The sequence below is a fragment of the Rodentibacter trehalosifermentans genome (assembly GCF_002000545.1).
Taxonomy (GTDB): Bacteria; Pseudomonadota; Gammaproteobacteria; order Enterobacterales; family Pasteurellaceae; genus Rodentibacter; species Rodentibacter trehalosifermentans.
On sequence record NZ_MLHL01000046.1, the window covers coordinates 1 to 19,085 of the forward strand.

Consider the following 19,085-nt stretch of genomic DNA (forward strand, 5'->3'; position numbering starts at 1 on the left):
AAGGTTTTAACCCTTTTTTAGGATAGCCCGTTATAAAACTGCAGCAATGCCTGTTCAAAATGAGCTTGTCGAAATTGGGTTTCAATTAAGTGTAATCCATTTTTTACTTTAGGATTCCGAGCTCCGGATTTGAATAGCTCAACCGCTTCGCAAACTTTTTTGGCAAAAGTATAATAATCTCCTTCATTTACCCAGTCGCCATTTTCATCTTTTAGTAAGGATTGCCGGGCATTGTCAGGATATCCCGTAAATCCTACTACATGGCAACCACACGCCATTGCCTCTAATGCCATTAGCCCGAGGGATTCTTGGTGTGCCATTGAGAGATAGATTGCAGCATCCTGCATCTCTTTTGCAACGGCTTCCCGACTCATATTATCTAAATTGACAATTGTGAGCGGTGTATTATTCGTATAAAGCGAGCGAAGATAAAAAAGCAATGTTTGAAAATCTTCGCCTCGTTTTCGAGAAGAGTAAGTAAGTTTGATCGTTTTTTGTGATTTTTCTTGCGGATAGAAAAACTCAGGAATAGCAGGATAAATTGTTTTAATAGATTTATTTACCCCGATCTCCAATAACGTATTTTTCGCATAATCACTTGGCACAATAATATGCTGAAAAGGGTGTTCGTTGAGTTGATGAATTGAATCAAAAATTTCGTAAGTTGCGGAGGGTAATTGATTGTGCAAGATGATGTTTTCTTTGGGGAAATTTATCGTTCCATCAAACATAAAGCGATAACATTCAGTTGAAATGAATCGATCTGTTGGGTGAAAAGTGAGGAAAAGATCAAATCTAGTAATAGGGATATCAGGAAAAGCAGCCATTGCTTTTGCAAAGGTGTTGTAATCTCTACCGAGAAATAAAATAGAGGCATTAAACCCCAATTTATTCAGGGCACGAATATGAGCTAAATTTACATAATCTCCCCCTCTTGCATGAAAATAAGTGAAGATATAATAAATATGATTGATTGATTGATTGATTGATTGATTGATTGACATGGTATTGAACAAAATAAATAAAATTTGCTGAGATAGGATAAAAGTGCGGTCAAAATTAACCGCACTTGTTTTTTTAAATGAAAAAATTATGCTTTGACATTGGCTTTCAAGAAATCAAATAGTTGATCTCTGGCAATCATCAGCTTCTCTCCGGTACGACGGTTTTTATATTCAATTTCGCCATTGGCAAGATTTTTCTCACCGATCACAATCATATGCGGCACACCGATAAGTTCCATATCCGCAAACATTACACCCGGACGTTCTTTACGGTCATCAAAAATCACGTCCACACCTTGTGTTTGTAAAGTGCGGTAGATTTCTTCTGCATATTCACGAACGCTGTCGGATTTGTGCATATTCATTGGTACGATAGCGACAGTAAACGGGGCGATTTCATCTGATGGCCAAATGATACCACGCTCATCGTGGTGTTGTTCAATCGCCGCAGCAACCACGCGGGTTACACCGATACCATAGCAACCCATTGTCATCACAAGTGGCTTGCCGTCCTCGCCTTGCACTGTTGCTTTCATTGCCTCGGAATATTTTTTACCCAGTTGGAAAATATGACCTACCTCGATCCCACGTTTGATTTGTAGCATGCCTTTACCATCCGGGCTTGGATCGCCTTCTACCACATTGCGAAGGTCGAATACTTCTGGTATTGCCACATCACGTTCCCAGTTGATATTGAAATAATGTTTGCCATCAATGTTTGCACCCGCCCCAAAATCCGACATTAATGACACAGAACGATCAATAATAACAGGAATATTCAAATTCACAGGGCCTAATGAGCCTACACCTGCCCCGATTTTGGCTTTGATCTCTGCTTCGTCTGAAAACTCAAGTGGATCTGCCACTAACGGATGTTTTTGGGCTTTGATTTCGTTTAACTCGTGGTCGCCACGGATAATCAATGCCACAAGCGGTTGATTTTCATCTGCTCCTTTCACAATAAGGGTTTTCACGGTTTTCTCAATCGGTAGATTGAACTGTTCCACCAATTCAGCAATGGTTTTCGCATTTGGCGTATCGACTAATACCATTTCCGCAGTTGGGGCTTGACGTTCGCCCACAGCTACTGCTTCGGCAAGTTCAATATTCGCCGCAAAGTCGGATTCGGTTGAGAACACCACATCATCTTCACCGCTGGATGCCAACACTTGGAATTCATGGGAAGCACTTCCGCCAATTGAACCGGTATCTGCTTGCACTGCACGGAAATCCAAACCTAAACGGGTGAAAATGTTGCTGTAAACTTGATACATCACATCATAGGTTTCTTGTAAACTTTCAGGTGTAGTGTGGAAAGAATAGGCATCTTTCATAATAAATTCACGGGAACGCATCACACCGAAACGGGGGCGTACCTCATCACGGAATTTGGTTTGAATTTGATATAAATTGAGCGGAAGCTGCTTATAAGAAGAAACCTCACGGCGGATTAAATCGGTGATCACCTCTTCGTGGGTTGGGCCTAATACAAAGTTACGGGTGCCACGGTCTTCAAAACGAAGCAATTCAGGACCGTACTGCTCCCAACGACCGGATTCTTCCCACAATTCTGCAGGTTGTACCACGGGCATTAATACTTCAATTGCCCCACCTTTGTTCATCTCTTCACGAATGATGTTTTCTACTTTTTTCAACACTCGAATGCCGGTCGGTAACCAGTTATAAAGGCCGGATGCCATCGGGCGGATCATACCCGCACGTAGCATTAATTGGTGGCTCACCACTTGAGCATCGTTCGGCGTTTCTTTTAATGTAGAAAATAAATATTGACTTGTACGCATTGGCTTAACCTTAAATTCGTTCAACTGAGAAAAATTGGTGGGAGTATAGCAAAAAGTGCGGTCATTTTTAACCGCACTTCGTAGAAAATGATTGAATGTTCTAGGTTGGTTATACCGTTATCATTTCCTCCGCCAATTTTTTCGCCCCTTTGAAATCCACTTTACCACTGCCAAGAAGCGGAATTTCATCGACTAAGAATACTTGGCTTGGGAGTATAATGGGTGGAACATTGAGGGATTTAATACGGCTGTTAATTTCCTCAAGACTGAGTGGCGATTTCACCAATAACACGACACTTTCGCCTTTTTTCTCATCATTCACCGCAATCGCAACAAATTGGTTTTCGTCATTCAACACTTGAGCGATATTTTCTTCTACACTGCCAAGGCTAATCATTTCCCCTCCGATTTTGGCGAAACGGGAATAACGATCCACAATAGTAATAAAGCCGTTTTCATCAATATGCCCTTTATCACCCGTTTTGTAATAACGCACATCATCAAGTTCGGCAATCACCTCATTGGTTTTCTCAGCATCGTCCAAATAGCTTTTCATCACTTGTCCACCACCAATGAGAATCAACCCGTCCTCTCCTGTTGGCAATTCTTCCAAGGTATGAGGATCGACGATTTTGATAATCGTGCCCGGCAATGGCATACCTACCGTTCCCGCTTTGTTGAAGGTGAATTCTTTTAGACTATCAGGATCTAAAATATTTGGCATATTGACACTGGCAACCGGTGCGGTTTCAGTCGCACCGTAGCCTTCGTAGATCTCCAAACCGAACTTCAAACGGAAAGCCTCTTTCACGTCCGCTTTCAATTTTTCCGCTCCAGCGATCACCATTCGCACACTTTGCAACATTAACGGATGTAATTTTTTATTACGGGCGTACAAACGGAAGAATGTCGAAGTGCCAAACATAATGCTCACGTTATGGCGCGCGCACATTTTTCCTACTTCTGCGCCATCAGTAGGATCGGCTACACTCACCATTTTGATCCCTTCACACAATGGCATTAAGGTCGTGACCGTTAAACCGAAAGAATGGAAAATCGGTAGAGAATTTAAAATGACGTCATCTTCTTGGAAGTTGAGCAGTTCACTCACTTGTTTAATATTGGTGAGCAAGTTTTTATGGCTTAACTCAATACCTTTTGGCGTTCCCTCACTACCACTGCTGAATAAAATCGTTGCCGTATCATTCAAACGCACATCGGCAAAATGCATCAATTTAATCCACCAACGTGGGGCGAAAAACGCCGTTAAAAACGACCGCACTTTTTCGCTTTTTGTGATTTTTTTACCCAATTCTTCTGCAAAGATCGTTTTGCCAGCCAAAACCTCATCAAAAGCAAAACCTTTGGTATTCAGTTTATTTAAGAATTTTTCAGCGGTAATGACTTTGTTAATATTCGCTTTAGCAAGGGCTTTTTCCATTACTTCCGGGCTGAGCGTATAGTTCAAATTCACCGGTACTTTTCCCATTACCATCAACGTCATATTCACAATGGCGCCAATCGCCGAGCTTGGTAGCAAAACACCAATATTTTTCTCATCACCCAAGGCTTTTTTGAGCTGTTTGCCAAACATCAAGACGGCGGCAATAAATTTGAGGTTGTTCAGCTTCATACCTTGCCCATCCACCACAGATTCTTTGAACAAGTTGGATTTCGCACTGTTCAACCAATGGTGCGTGAGCGGTTTGCGTTTGGCGATCACTTTTTCCCATACAGAGAAAGAAAGTTCGAGCACTTTTTGTTTCATTGCCGTCGCATCAATAAAGCCCTGAATCGGTTTGCCAAACGCCACTAAAATTTCACGTTTACCTTGTTTTTTAGTGAGGCTTTTATAGAAATTATCCGCACGGGAAAAACTGCTACCCCACAAACCACGCAAATAAAACGGCACCGTTGTCACGTTATCCAAATCTTTCAATACGTGTTCAAAGCCTTTTTTAAATTCGTTGATTTGACCGTTATAACTAATATGACCTTCAGGGAATAGTGCGACCACTTCACCACGCGCCAAATATTCACGAATGGTTTCAATAGATTCACGGCTTGAGCCTGCACCAATCGGAATCACACGGAAAATGCGCAAGAACCACGTCAAATACCACTTATTGTAAATTGGGCGGAACATGACGAATTTAATGGCTCGTGGACTTGCCGCTTGTAATACGAGCCAGTCAATCCAACTAATGTGATTACCGAGTAATAATGTGCCCCCGCTTTGTGGAAGATTTTTTAATCCTTCTACGTGAAAACGGTAATTGGTTTTCAGCAAAGGCAAGAGTAATAAGCGGACGAATAAATGTGGAAGTTGCCACATGGCATAGAGACTTCCCAATAAACAAACCACGGAAACCGTTAAGAAAATGCCGGTAGTAGAGAGGCTAAATTCCACAAATACAATGCTAAGTAGCAAAAAGCCCACCATAAAGACATTTTGGATAAAGTTATTACCTGCCATAATTTTGCCGCTGATTTTTTCAGGCGCAAAATATTGAATGGTTGCATTTAACGGCACAATAAATAATCCGCCAAAAAAACCGAATCCGAAGGAACAAAGCATCAGCGAGAAATTTGTACTCACTATGGTTAAACCAAAGAGCGAAACAAAAATACCCAATGCACCGACCGGTACAATGCCCAATTCAATATGCAAGCGGGAAGCTCGCCCGGCAAGATAAGACCCAACGATTAAGCCTAAACCGCTGACCGCCAGAATCGCTTGAATAATCACCGCATTATCCGCATTAAACAAAGTTTTGTAATGAGCCGGAAATGCCGCCACAATCACTTGTGATACGCCCCAGAAAAGGCTTAAACCAATCACGCTAAGCCAAATATTTTTATCACTACGCAACGTGCGAAGGTTGTCTTTCAAATAACCGAAAGAGAAATATTTACCCGCAGAAAATTTTTCATTTTCCGTTTTTTCTTGTGGAAAGAACGGGATTTTAAAGGCGAAAAACGCCTCCAGAGAACTAAATACCACGAGTGCCACACCGATCATCCAAACGCTTTGTAACACCTCATTCGGATTATCGGAAGGTACATAATAGCCTTCAAAGAAAATCGAAAAGGCAAAAGAACTAAACAAAATCGCCACAATGGTTAAGGCTTGAATCACACCATTGGCAAGCCCGATGTTTTCCGTGCCGACAATGGATTTAATGATGCTATATTTAGCCGGAGAATAGACTGCACTTTGTGCCGCTAAAACCAGTGTTAAAGCAAAAGCAAGGTAAAATTCGCCAATCATATAACTGAGTAAAATTGCCGCTGAAATACCCACTGCTGCTAAGCTGCTCCAGCGAATCACTTTGGTGCGACAGAATTTATCGTTAATAAATGCCGAAGGCGAAAAAAGGAAAATAAAAGGCAATAAAATCATTGCGTTGATTAACGCCGTTAGCACGACTAAAGTATTGCCATCAAAACTTTTCAATAACACATTTTGAATCGTGATTTTATGGGCTAAATCCACGCTTGCATTCAAAAAAGCAATAGCCAAATAAGGCAAAAAACCTGCATATTTTAAGAGTTTCATTTCACACTCTCCGTTTGATAAATTTTTAGCGTTTGCATATTTAACACATAAGGTTTCAGCACCAACAGTAAATCAAAAAGGTGTTTGAGTTTTTCGTCTTTTTGGTCACTATCTTTTAGTGCTGATAAGGTGAGGTTTACTTCTTGTGTGGCAAGGGTTTTCGCCGTTTGCAAATAGGTTTTCACCATTTCACGTTCTGCCGCATTACAACGACAAACAATTGCTAAAATATCCCGCTCTTTTGCAGTAAAAATACCCTCGCGCGGATTAAGCAATCCCTCATTCACCATAGCTTGCAATTCGGTTTCAGAAATGGAAAATTCTTGGCAAAGATCTGAGGGAGAAAAAGTTTCATTCTCCGCGCCCATAATAATTCCAATTAATGAAATCAAACTTTCGTAAGGATTTTGCCAGTCAAAATCAGGGTGAGAAAAAAGTTGTTTAATTTGAGAAATGCTCGCTTGGAAATTGGTTTGCAGATATTTAATAAATGCCAACAATTCCACACAGCGTTCATCATAGAGATGAAAATTCGGTTTATCTTTTAACGGTTCAGGCAGCAGCCCTTCTTTTACATAATACAATACTGTTGATTTCGGCGTTTGGCTGAGTTTCACCAAATCATTCATTTTTAGCATAAGATTTCCCTCCACAATAAAAAGTGGAGGGATTCTACAATTTTAAAATCAAAAAGTAAAGAGTGTAACTTTACACAATTAAGGTTTAATATCCCTCAAAATAGGATTTTGCATTGAAATTAGGGTTTCAGTAGATTGAATTTCATCAATTAATTGAATTTTGGTTGCCAAAACAGCATGCAATTCGGCGATGGTGTGAGTCATCACTTTGATGAAAATGGAATAATTGCCCGTGGTGTAATAGGCTTCTACCACTTCGTCAAAGGTTTCCAATTTTTTAATCACTTTCTCGTAATCTTTCGCACTTTTTAGGATGATTCCGATAAAACAGCAGACGTCATAACCCAGTTTACGTTCGTCAATAATCACTTTTGTGCCTTCAATCACACCGGATTGACGCATTTTTTCTACTCGAACGTGAATCGTACCGGGACTGACACCAAAACTTTTTGCCATTTCCGCATAAGGCGTGCGTGCATCTTTAGTGAGAACACGAAGAATTTGTTGGTCGAGGCTATCAATATTGTGCATAATTTATCCTGATTTAGAAATAATTTAATAAATAATAATTTAATTAGATAATATTTAAAATTATTTTAAATGTAAATAAATCACTTGAAAGAAAGTGATGATTTGTTAAATAATGCTCAAAATTTTATTTATTCCTTTAAAAACAGGCGGAAAATATGAAAAAAACATTTATTTTACAGCAGCAAGAGATAAGTTTTGTTAAAAACACCTTCACTCAAAACTTAATCGAACAATTAGGCATTATTGAAGTGCAAGGCCCTATCCTAAGTGAAGTGGGCAATGGTATGCAAGATAACTTATCCGGTGTTGAGAAAGCCGTTCAAGTACATGTGAAATGTATTCCAAATGCAGTATATGAAGTTGTTCACTCTTTATCAAAATGGAAGCGTCATACGCTTGCACGTTTTCATTTTAAAGAAGGAGAGGGGCTTTTTGTTCATATGAAAGCCTTGCGTCCCGATGAAGATTCTTTAGATCCAACCCACTCCATTTATGTGGATCAATGGGACTGGGAAAAAGTGATTCCGGAAGGTCGCCGCAACCTTTCATATTTAAAAGAAACCGTTAATTCGATTTATCGTGCGATTCGTTTAACCGAACTTGCCGTGGAAGCCCGTTTTGATATTCCCTCCATTTTGCCAAAACAAATTACCTTTGTTCACAGCGAAGATTTGGTAAAACGCTATCCCGACCTTTCCAGTAAAGAGCGGGAAAACGCCATTTGTAAAGAATATGGTGCGGTATTTTTAATTGGTATCGGTGGTAAATTATCCGATGGTAAACCACACGATGGGCGTGCGCCGGACTATGATGACTGGACAACTGAATCTGAAAACGGCTACAAAGGGTTAAATGGCGATATTCTCGTTTGGAACGAACAGCTCAACACTGCGTTTGAGCTGTCTTCTATGGGTATCCGTGTGGATGAAGCGGCACTTCGTTTGCAAGTAGCTTTAGCCGGTAAAGAAGATTGTTTAAAAATGGATTGGCATCAAGACTTGCTAAATGGGAAATTGCCTCTCTCGATTGGCGGTGGTATTGGTCAGTCACGTATGGCAATGTTCTTATTGCGTAAAAAACATATCGGTGAGGTGCAATCAAGCGTGTGGCCGAAAGAAATGTTAGAAAAATATGAGCATATTTTGTAAGTATAAGATACTAATCGCATAATCATTCAAGCATATGCCCTTAGTTTTTCTTGGAATTGAGGGCATATCTATTTGAAAAGTATTTTTCCACGGTTTTCCTTTCAAAAACGCTTCAAAAAATAACCGCACTTTTTGATACTGATCATAAAATCTATCTAAAAAAATTCAAAAGCGACATCAATTTATAAAAATGAGATCTACTTAACATTTTTTTTAATTGCCTTTCTTTAGAATACCCTCAGGTTAAATTTTAGACTTTAATTTAATAAGAGGTGAGTTATGACAGATGTAAACAAAGTAATCAAACAACTTGAAACATTAGGCATTTATGATGTAAAAGACGTTGTCTATAATCCAAGCTATGAACAATTATTTGAAGAAGAAACCAAACCGGGTTTAGAGGGCTTTGAAAAAGGCACATTAACCACAACCGGTGCGGTGGCGGTGGATACCGGCATTTTTACCGGTCGTTCCCCAAAAGATAAATACATTGTATTAGATGAAAAAACCAAAGATACCGTTTGGTGGACATCGGATGCGGCAAAAAATGATAATAAACCGATGAATCAGGCAACCTGGCAAAGCCTGAAAGATTTAGTCACCAATCAACTTTCCCGCAAACGCTTGTTTGTAATTGACGGTTTCTGCGGAGCCAGCGAACAAGATCGCATTGCCGTGCGTATTGTGACTGAAGTGGCATGGCAAGCGCACTTTGTAAAAAATATGTTTATCCGCCCAACAGAAGAACAATTGAAAAATTTTGAACCGGATTTTGTGGTGATGAACGGTTCTAAAGTCACCAATCCAAACTGGAAAGAACAGGGATTAAATTCTGAAAACTTTGTGGCATTTAATTTAACGGAACGTATTCAGTTAATCGGCGGGACTTGGTATGGCGGTGAGATGAAAAAAGGGATGTTCTCTATCATGAACTATTTCCTACCGCTCAAAGGTGTGGCTTCTATGCACTGTTCTGCGAATGTGGGCAAAGAAGGCGATGTTGCTGTCTTCTTCGGTTTATCCGGCACAGGTAAAACCACCCTTTCTACTGATCCGAAACGTGAATTAATTGGTGATGATGAGCATGGTTGGGATGATGTTGGTGTCTTCAACTTCGAAGGTGGGTGCTATGCGAAAACGATTCACCTTTCCGAAGAAAACGAACCGGATATTTATCGCGCCATTCGCCGTGATGCCTTGTTAGAAAACGTGGTGGTGCGTGCTGATGGTTCTGTGGATTTTGATAATGGTTCAAAAACAGAAAATACCCGTGTTTCTTACCCGATTTATCATATTGATAATATTGTGAAACCGGTTTCCCGTGCAGGCCATGCCACCAAGGTGATTTTCCTCACGGCTGACGCCTTTGGCGTGTTACCGCCGGTTTCTAAATTAACACCGGAACAAACCAAATATTATTTCTTATCCGGTTTCACTGCAAAACTAGCGGGTACGGAGCGGGGTATTACCGAGCCAACTCCAACTTTCTCCGCTTGCTTCGGTGCGGCATTCTTAACGCTTCACCCAACACAATATGCTGAAGTATTAGTAAAACGTATGCAGGCAGCAGGGGCAGAGGCTTATTTGGTCAATACCGGTTGGAACGGTACGGGTAAACGCATCTCAATCAAAGATACCCGTGGAATCATTGATGCGATTTTAGACGGGTCGATTGAACAAGCGGAAATGCGTGAATTACCAATTTTCAACTTAGCAATTCCAAACGCGTTGCCGGGTGTTGATCCTGCGATCTTAGATCCTCGTGATACTTATGCAGACAAAGCCCAATGGCAGGCTAAAGCTGAAGACTTAGCCGGTCGTTTTGTGAAAAACTTTGAAAAATATGCAACCAATGCAGAAGGCAAAGCGTTAATCGCCGCAGGCCCTAAAGCATAGGTTAAGCCATGAAAAAGAACCCACACATAAAAAGTGTGGGTTCTTTTTTGTTTTACTTGTAAGCAGTGGGCTGAAAAACAGCCGAGGTTTAGAGGTTAATCAATTTTCAAAAAATATCAGGTTTTAACAATGACACATTTAGTCCTTTTCGTACCAGATATGATTCACATAAAGTGTAATCGGTCCTGAGGGGGTCTGAACCCGGACTTCATCATCAATGCCTTTGCCAATTAATGCTCGAGCAACAGGAGAATCAATAGAAATCCAATTTTTCGCCGGGTCAAATTCATCACAACCTACAAGGCGATATTGTTTTATTTCACCATTGTCATCTTCCAATTCCACCCATGCCCCAAAAAACACCTTGCCTTCTTGTTTGGGGTGGTAGTCCACAATTTGTAATACTTCCAAACGTTTGGTGAGAAAACGCACTCGGCGATCAATTTCCCGCAAGCGGCGTTTGCCGTAAATATATTCCGCATTTTCACTGCGATCCCCTAATGCCGCGGCATCAGATACCGCTTGGGTGACTTTGGGGCGTTCTTCTTTCCACAAAAATTTGAGTTCTTTGTCTAAGCTGTTCCAGCCTTGACGTGTGATGTAGTTTGATTTTGCCATTTATTTGATAAAGCGATGAAAATTTATTGAATTATATTTGAGCCAAGGTATCAAAACCAGTATTCTATGCCCGATTTTATTCACTTTATTTTTAACAAAGATGTATTCCAATGCTCAATCAACAAATTAGTCAAATTATCGCAGCAGAACTTAATGTTGCTTCTCATCAAATTCTTGCCGCCATTCAACTGCTTGATGATGGTAATACCATTCCATTTATTGCACGTTATCGTAAAGAAGCCACCGGTGGCTTAGATGATACCCAACTTCGCTATTTTGAAACTCGATTGGGGTATTTGCGTGAATTGGAAGATCGTCGCCAAAGTATTTTGAAATCCATTGAAGAGCAAGGCAAACTCACCGATGAATTACGGGGGCAAATTGAAGCCACCCAAAGTAAAACCGAGCTTGAAGACCTCTATTTGCCTTATAAACCTAAACGTCGTACGAAAGGGCAAATTGCCATTGAAGCGGGGCTTGAGCCACTTGCCGACTTACTTTGGAACGAACCGGAAAATGATCCGGAAACGACCGCACTTGCGTTTGTGGATGCAGAAAAAGGCGTTGTGGATACCAAAGCAGCATTGGAGGGGGCTCGTTATATTTTAATGGAGCGTTTTGCCGAAGATGCACAATTATTAGCAAAAGTGCGCCAATATTTACAGCAAAATGCACAAATTAGAGCGAAAGTCGCGGAAGGGAAAGAACAAGAAGGCGCAAAATTCCAAGATTATTTTGACCATCAGGAATTATTGAAAAATGTGCCGTCACATCGTGCTTTGGCCATGTTCAGAGGACGTAATGAAGGCATTTTACAGCTGACCTTAAATGCCGACCCCGATGCGGAGGAGGGAACACGCCACAGTTATTGTGAAGAGATTATCCAAGAACATTTGGGCGTGCGTTTAAGCGCTCTGCCGGCAGATAAGTGGCGTGAGCAGGTGATTGCGTGGACGTGGAAAATTAAAGTTTCCCTGCATTTGGAAACGGAATTAATGAGTGCATTGCGTGAAAAAGCGGAAGAAGAGGCCATTGATGTTTTCGCCCGAAATCTGACCGCACTTTTAATGGCTGCACCTGCCGGCTCAAAAAATACCATGGGGCTTGACCCGGGCTTGCGTACCGGTGTGAAGGTGGCGGTGGTGGATAACACCGGGAAATTATTGGATACCGCAACTATTTATCCTCATATCGGTCGTGAGAGTGAGGCTCAAATGACCTTATTTGGCTTAATTCGTAAACATAATGTGGAATTGATTGCCATTGGAAATGGCACCGCCTCTCGTGAAACAGAACGTTTTGCCAAAGAAGTGATTAAAGAAATCAAGGAAAATAAACCACAAACCGTGGTGGTGAGTGAGGCCGGTGCATCGGTTTATTCCGCTTCCGAATTTGCGGCCAATGAATTTCCGAATTTAGATGTTTCCCTGCGTGGTGCGGTATCTATTGCCCGCCGCCTACAAGATCCACTGGCGGAGTTGGTGAAAATCGAACCTAAAGCCATTGGTGTGGGGCAATATCAGCACGATGTGAACCAAACCCAATTAGCCCGTAAATTAGATGCGGTGGTAGAAGATTGTGTGAATGCCGTTGGCGTGGATTTAAACACGGCTTCTGCCCCGTTATTGGCCCGTGTTGCCGGAATGACAAAAACTTTAGCGCAAAATATTGTGGCTTATCGTGATGAAAACGGCCGTTTTGATAGCCGTGAACAATTAAAAAATGTGCCCCGCCTCGGGCCAAAAGCCTTTGAGCAATGCGCCGGTTTTATGCGTATTGCCGGTGGGGAAAATCCGCTTGATGCCTCAGGCGTTCACCCCGAGGCTTATGCGTTGGTGGAAAAAATCTTGCAGGCGACCCAGCAAACCATTCAAGAATTAATGGGAAGCAATACTATTCGTCAGCTGAATGCCGCACAGTTTACCGATGACCGTTTTGGTCTACCAACTGTACAAGATATTTTCAAAGAATTGGAAAAACCGGGGCGTGACCCTCGTGGTGAATTTAAAACGGCTACGTTTACCGAAGGTGTTGAAGAAATAGAAGATCTAAAAGCCGGTATGATTTTAGAAGGCACGATTACGAATGTGACCAATTTTGGTGCCTTCGTAGATATTGGTGTTCATCAAGACGGACTGGTGCATATTTCATCACTCAGTGATAAATTTGTCGAAGATCCGCATCAAGTGGTGAAAACCGGTGATATTGTCAAAGTGAAAGTGTTAGAGGTGGATATTCCCCGTAAACGTATTGCCCTGACGATGCGATTAGAAAAAAGTGCGGTGAAAAACAGCGATAAATCTGACCGCACTTTATCAGCAAAAAACCGCTCTCACAGCAAACGACAAGATCGCAGTTCAACTTCCCCAAGCAATAGTGTAATGGGCAATGCCTTTGCCGATGCCTTAAAAAATTGGAAAAAATAACCTGATAAATCTTCCGTGGATTTTCCCACGGAAGATGATTTTTTCCTTAAGAGAAATTATCTCAACGCCAAAGCTTCCTTCATTAGATAATATCGTTCTGTATTTTCCCAACCGTATTCACATATTAACGAGTTTTTGTAATAACCGATCCATGGCTCGATAGCCTAAAGCTTCTGCTAAATGAGCTTGAGTGATGTGTTTCTCCCCATTTAAATCGGCAATGGTGCGTGAAACTTTAAGAATACGGTGGTAAGCCCGCACAGAAAGCCCGAGTTTATTTAATGCTTTTTCAAGAAATAGCGCTTCTTTTTCCTTTAATTGGCAATCCCGTTCAATTTCTTTACCGGTTAAATAAGCATTGATTTTTCCGGCTCGGGCTAATTGGATTTCCCGTACTTTTAAGACTTTTTCCCGCACTTGTGCACTGGTTTCACCACGATCTCCTGAATGTTGCAAGCTGCCTTGGGGTAAAAGAGGCACTTCAATGGATAAATCAAATCTATCTAAAAATGGCCCGGATAAACGATTGAGATAGCGCATAATTTGTTGTGGGGAAGTGCGATTGTGGGTGCCCGTATAATGACCTGTCGGACTCGGGTTCATTGCGGCGACCAGTTGAAAACGTGCAGGAAATTGAATTTTTGCATTGGCTCGTGAGATCACAATTTCTCCACTTTCCAGTGGTTGACGTAGTGCATCTAATACTTTTCGCTCAAATTCCGGTAATTCGTCCAAAAAAAGCACACCATTATGTGCTAGCGAAATTTCACCCGGTTTAGGGAGCGTCCCTCCCCCCACGAGTGCTGGTAGCGAGGCACTATGGTGTGGAGAACGGAAGGGACGCTGTTTCCAGTTATAGAGGTTAAGTTCATTTTGAACAAGGCTTGTTACTGAAGCCGTTTCAATGGCTTCTTGATCGGTCATTTCCGGTAACAGGGCGGTTAAACGGCTTGCCAACATGGTTTTTCCCGTACCGGGTGGGCCAAGAAAAAGCAAATTGTGTTGTCCGGCTGCAGCAATGGTAAGTGCTCGTTTGGCGTGTTGTTGACCAATAATATCCGTTAAATCAAGATGATTTTTAAGAGAAAAATTAACCGCACTTTCTTGTGTTAATTCAGCGGCAGTCGGCAACTTTTTCTGATTATTAAGAAATTGCACCACATCAAGGAGGGTTTGGGCAAAATAGGTATTTTGTTGAGAAACTAATGAAGCTTCGTTAGCATTTGGCTTGGCAATGATAAGCTCCCGTTTGGATTTTTGGGCTGCAATAATTGCAGGGATCACGCCGTGAACCCCTCTCAAATGTCCGGTGAGAGCAAGCTCTCCTAAAAATTCAAATTGTTTTAAACGACCGGCATCCAGCTGATCGGACGCTGCAAGAATTCCAATAGCGATGGGCAAATCAAACCGTCCCCCTTCTTTGGGGAGATCTGCGGGCGCAAGGTTCACTGTAATGCGTTTTGCAGGATATTTAAATTGTGCATTCATCAATGCACTGCGTACTCGGTCTTGTGCTTCCTTGACCGTTTTTTCAGGCAATCCCACCAGTGTAAACCCCGGTTTTCCGTTACTCAAATGAACTTCAATGGTTACAAGTGGGGCTTGAACGCCCATAGAGGCTCGGCTGTAAACAATAGCAAGGGACATAAGATCCTAAAAGTGCGGTTAAAATTTAAAAAGTTTTCGTACTATAAAAAAAGCCTACGATGAAATCACTCATCATAGGCTTTTTTTGCGGATAAGATCGCAATATTCACATTTTATTGGACAAAAATAGGAGAAAACCAATCATCTAACTTGGCAGCCAGTTTATCAATGCCGATTTTATTTTGGGCAGAAAAGGCTTCCACTTGGATATCACCTTGGAAAGGAAGAATCGCCTCTCGCACCATTTTGAGCTGTTTGCTTCGGGCGCTTTGGCTTAATTTATCCGCTTTTGTGAGCAAGAGTAAAACCGGTAAATCGGCGGAAACCGCCCACTCAATCATTTGTTGATCGAGATCTTTTAGTGGGTGACGAATGTCCATCAACACAACAAGTCCTGCTAAACATTCCCGTTTTTGTAAATATTCACCTAAGGATTTTTGCCACTGGATTTTCGTTTTTTCCGGTACGGCGGCATAACCGTAACCCGGCAGATCCACCAATTTGCAATGCGGTTCGACCTCAAACAAGTTGATAAGCTGAGTACGACCGGGGGTTTTAGAGGTGCGGGCGAGATTTTTTTGATTGGTTAACGCATTAAGTGCCGTGGATTTTCCCGCATTGGAACGCCCTGCGAAAGCAATTTCAATACCGCTATCCTCCGGAATTGCACGGATATTCGGCGCACTCGTGAGAAAATGGGTTTTGTGATAATTCAATTTAATTTCAGACATAATTTTTCCTTCTATCTATAGTGGCTAAGCATAACATAGATCATAATTTTGCTGAAATTGTGTAAAATAGTTCCACCTAAGAACCGATATCACAATAAAAATGACAACAAAACAACAATATACTTGGATAAAAGCGAATATTATCCACCCCGACCGTCCGGGTCGATCTGATTATTTAAAACGTTTGCGTTACAACTTGCGTAGCCTTTTGCATTGGTATTGGATCAAAAAATTTGAGATTTTTATTAATCAACATCCTTCGCTTATTCCAATATTTAATGAGCGTGTAAATTACGCCTATCCATTAGTATCCCGTTTTTTAGATAAACGCTTTAGTGCATCGCAACGCTTTCAATGTATGTGCGATAACCTTTTGTTTTTACCTGAAAAACTCACCGCACTTTCTACGCCATTATGGGAAAAGCCGTTAAGTTTGGGCGAAGTTATTCCTGATTTTGAAATCACTCTTAGTATGACAACACATCAGCCGATGGAGGGGTACTGGGTATTGGAACTGTGGCATAAGTCTCAAAATGAATTAGTGTATTTGCTCACTTTTGCCAAACTTAGAGATGCCTTGCTTATTGCTGTTGTGCAAGGTCCGAATTTTGAGGGTTCAAAAGAAATGGTGAAACACCTGACTAAATCTTGCCATGGCTTACGTCCGGCTTATTTGATGGTGGAAACAATGAAAGCTCTCACTAAGATTTTAGGTTTTAAAACATTACTTGGCATTCCGCAAAAATATCAAAATAAATCTCGTTTTATTCAATCAAAAAGCTATACCGTGGATTACGATGCTATTTTTTCAGAATCAGGCGGACAGCGAAAAAATTATTGGGTTTTGCCTTTGGAAGAAAATAGAAACCTTGATGATATTCCAAGTAAAAAACGCTCAATGTATCGAAAACGTTATGCGATGTTGGATGATTTGGCAAAATCTATGACGGAAAAATTAGGACTTTAAGAACAAAAAACGCGGTGAAATTTCACCGCACTTTTGTTTTTTTAGGGTACTATGTAGCAAATGCACAAAAGTCGTCATTTCAATAAAATATAGCGACATTCTGCGCATATCCGGTTGTAACATATTGCAATAATTGAATTTTATAAAGGGGCGCGCAGTGTGTCCCTACAGATAAGCCTAAAATCAAATTTGTGCAACTGCTACATAATTTCGTTTTTTACGGCATTATGTAGCAGTTGCACAATAGATAATTTTTCGCTCCCTCCTTTTACAGGGAGCGAGGCGGCACCTTAAGGGGAATTGCAACAAAGTTGCAAAAACTCAGTAAAAAGTAACCGTTCTTTTCCCCCCCTCCGCCTGCGGCACCTCCCCCCGTAAACGGAGGGAGGGAAGATAGCCAATAGTTTTGTGCAAGTGCGACATAACACCGTTTTTTTACATTTTTAAGGGTTATTTAACCTCTATTCCGCATCTTCTTTTGCCCATTCCAGTGAGCGTTTGACGGCTTTTTTCCAGCCTTTGTAGCGGCGTTCACGTTTTTCGTTATCGTTATCCGGTGTGAAGGTGCGTTCTACCCGTGCTTTATCACGGAGTTCGTCCAAGTCTTTCCAAAAACCGGTGGCAAGACCTGCAAGGTATGCCGCACCTAGTGCTGTGACTTCTTTTACCACAGGGCGTTCTACATTCACATCTAAGATATCTGCTTGGAATTGCATTAAGAAGTTGTTGTTTGTTGCCCCACCATCTACACGAAGATATTGTAAGCGTTCGCCTGAATCGGATTGCATGGCTTCTAATACATCACGGGTTTGATAGGCGATAGATTCAAGGGTGGCTCGCACAATGTGGTTACGATTAGCGCCTCGGGAAAGCCCGAAAATTGCACCTCGTGCATAAGGATCCCAATAAGGTGCACCTAAGCCGGTGAATGCCGGAACCACATAAACGCCATTGCTATCCGGTACTTTTTGCGCAAAATATTCGGAATCGAAACTGTCGTGAACAATTTTGAGTTCATCACGCAACCACTGGATAGAAGCCCCCGCAATAAAGACTGAACCCTCCAACGCATATTCCGGTTCGCCTTTGGCATTACAAGCGATAGTGGTAAGCAACCCATTTTTTGAGGTAATGGCTTTATCACCGGTGTGGAGCAACATAAAACAACCTGTACCATAGGTGTTTTTTGCTTGCCCTGCGTGTACACATAAATGCCCATAAAGTGCGGCCTGTTGGTCACCGGCAATCCCTGCTACCGGAATACGTACACCACCTTTACCGCCAATGTTGGTTTGACCGTAAATTTCAGAAGAATTACGCACTTCAGGCAACATTGATCGAGGAATATTCAAGATTTCAAGCATCTTGTCATCCCACTGTTTGGTGTGAATATTAAATAACATTGTGCGTGAGGCATTAGTGTAATCGGTGACGTGAACACGACCTTGAGTCAGTTTCCACACAAGCCACGTGTCTACCGTACCAAATAAGAGTTCGCCACGCTCTGCTTTTTCCCGTGCCCCTTCCACGTTGTCCAAAATCCATTTCACTTTTGTACCGGAAAAATACGGGTCCACCACTAACCCCGTGGTGTGGCGAATATACTCCTCATAGCCATCAGCTTTTAACTTATCGGTAATATCAGCTGTGCGGCGGCATTGCCAAACAATGGCGTTATAAACCGGGGCGCCCGTTGCTTTTTCCCACACAATGGTGGTTTCACGTTGGTTAGTGATACCGATTGCGGCAATTTCATCGGAGGTAATTCCCGCTTTGGCAACAACTTCGTTAAGAGTGGAACTTTGCGTTGCCCAAATTTCCATTGGGTTATGTTCCACCCAGCCTGCACGTGGGTAGATTTGAGTAAATTCGCGTTGGGCTATTTCAACAATATTGGCATTGTGATCTAATAATACGGCTCGAGAACTGGTTGTGCCTTGATCTAAAGCGATAATGTATTTTTTGTCTGTCATGGTAAACTCCTTGATGCACGTTTTTTAGTTATAAACGAATATTTTGAGCTTAAACGAACAAATTGCGCTCATAAACTAATGGAATTCCCCTTAAAATTAAATACCTATTTTGTGATTTTATGACAGCGATCACAAAAAAATTTTC

General features: G+C 41.6%; 13 protein-coding genes. 4 read left to right on the forward strand and 9 right to left on the reverse strand.

Translation table 11 applies throughout. The features are described from left to right. Window positions 1-17: 17 nt before the first annotated feature. The 5 genes from BKK52_RS08415 to asnC form a co-directional block, all read right to left on the reverse strand. On the reverse strand, window positions 18-1,004 hold the full coding sequence (locus tag BKK52_RS08415) for a glycosyltransferase (protein WP_077478491.1): 987 nt from the start codon (window positions 1,002-1,004) through the stop codon (window positions 18-20). An 86-nt stretch (window positions 1,005-1,090) separates the two neighbouring features. Then, complete coding sequence (gene proS / locus BKK52_RS08420) at window positions 1,091-2,806, reverse strand: proline--tRNA ligase (RefSeq protein ID WP_077421297.1); 1,716 nt, start codon at window positions 2,804-2,806, stop codon at window positions 1,091-1,093. Between the two features lie 109 nt (window positions 2,807-2,915). Beyond that, entirely contained in the window at window positions 2,916-6,365 is a 3,450-nt protein-coding gene (locus tag BKK52_RS08425) for an acyl-[ACP]--phospholipid O-acyltransferase (RefSeq protein ID WP_077478492.1), read from the reverse strand. Next, on the reverse strand, window positions 6,362-7,003 hold the full coding sequence (locus BKK52_RS08430) for a MerR family transcriptional regulator (protein ID WP_077478493.1): 642 nt from the start codon (window positions 7,001-7,003) through the stop codon (window positions 6,362-6,364). Before BKK52_RS08430 ends, BKK52_RS08425 begins: the two co-directional genes overlap by 4 nt. Window positions 7,004-7,081: 78 nt before the next feature. Further along, entirely contained in the window at window positions 7,082-7,534 is a 453-nt protein-coding gene (asnC, locus tag BKK52_RS08435; RefSeq protein WP_077421294.1) for a transcriptional regulator AsnC, read from the reverse strand. A 155-nt stretch (window positions 7,535-7,689) separates the two neighbouring features. On the opposite strand from asnC, the gene asnA reads away from it, so the two are divergent. Together asnA and pckA are read left to right on the forward strand one after the other, a co-directional pair. Next, window positions 7,690-8,682 (forward strand): aspartate--ammonia ligase, encoded by a 993-nt coding sequence (asnA, locus tag BKK52_RS08440; protein WP_077473775.1) that lies wholly within the window; start codon window positions 7,690-7,692, stop codon window positions 8,680-8,682. A 279-nt stretch (window positions 8,683-8,961) separates the two neighbouring features. Then, window positions 8,962-10,578, forward strand: coding sequence for a phosphoenolpyruvate carboxykinase (ATP) (gene pckA / locus BKK52_RS08445; protein ID WP_077478494.1), 1,617 nt, complete (start codon window positions 8,962-8,964; stop codon window positions 10,576-10,578). Window positions 10,579-10,716: 138 nt separating this feature from the next. On the opposite strand, the gene greB is transcribed toward pckA, so the two are convergent. Further along, window positions 10,717-11,196: a transcription elongation factor GreB gene (gene greB, locus BKK52_RS08450; RefSeq protein ID WP_077421291.1), complete on the reverse strand. Its 480-nt coding sequence runs from the start codon at window positions 11,194-11,196 to the stop codon at window positions 10,717-10,719. Between the two features lie 110 nt (window positions 11,197-11,306). Here greB and BKK52_RS08455 point away from each other — a divergent pair, with 110 nt between their 5' ends. Next, on the forward strand, window positions 11,307-13,622 hold the full coding sequence (locus BKK52_RS08455; protein ID WP_077421290.1) for a Tex family protein: 2,316 nt from the start codon (window positions 11,307-11,309) through the stop codon (window positions 13,620-13,622). 117 nt (window positions 13,623-13,739) lie between these two features. Here BKK52_RS08455 and BKK52_RS08460 read toward each other — a convergent pair whose 3' ends face one another. Both BKK52_RS08460 and yihA read right to left on the reverse strand, forming a co-directional pair. Next, the gene (locus BKK52_RS08460; RefSeq protein ID WP_077473773.1) at window positions 13,740-15,269 is read right to left on the reverse strand and encodes a YifB family Mg chelatase-like AAA ATPase; all 1,530 of its coding nucleotides are present in this window, start codon (window positions 15,267-15,269) and stop codon (window positions 13,740-13,742) included. A gap of 113 nt (window positions 15,270-15,382) precedes the next feature. Next, window positions 15,383-16,000 carry a ribosome biogenesis GTP-binding protein YihA/YsxC gene (yihA, locus tag BKK52_RS08465; protein ID WP_077478495.1) on the reverse strand — a complete coding sequence of 206 codons (618 nt, stop codon included), beginning with the start codon at window positions 15,998-16,000 and terminating at the stop codon, window positions 15,383-15,385. Window positions 16,001-16,100: 100 nt separating this feature from the next. On the opposite strand from yihA, the gene BKK52_RS08470 reads away from it, so the two are divergent. Then, entirely contained in the window at window positions 16,101-16,967 is an 867-nt protein-coding gene (locus BKK52_RS08470; protein WP_077478496.1) for a VirK/YbjX family protein, read from the forward strand. A gap of 461 nt (window positions 16,968-17,428) precedes the next feature. Here the strand turns inward: BKK52_RS08470 and glpK are convergent, their stop codons facing one another. Continuing rightward, the gene (gene glpK / locus BKK52_RS08475; protein WP_077478497.1) at window positions 17,429-18,940 is read right to left on the reverse strand and encodes a glycerol kinase GlpK; all 1,512 of its coding nucleotides are present in this window, start codon (window positions 18,938-18,940) and stop codon (window positions 17,429-17,431) included. Between the last annotated feature and the right edge of the window lie 145 nt (window positions 18,941-19,085).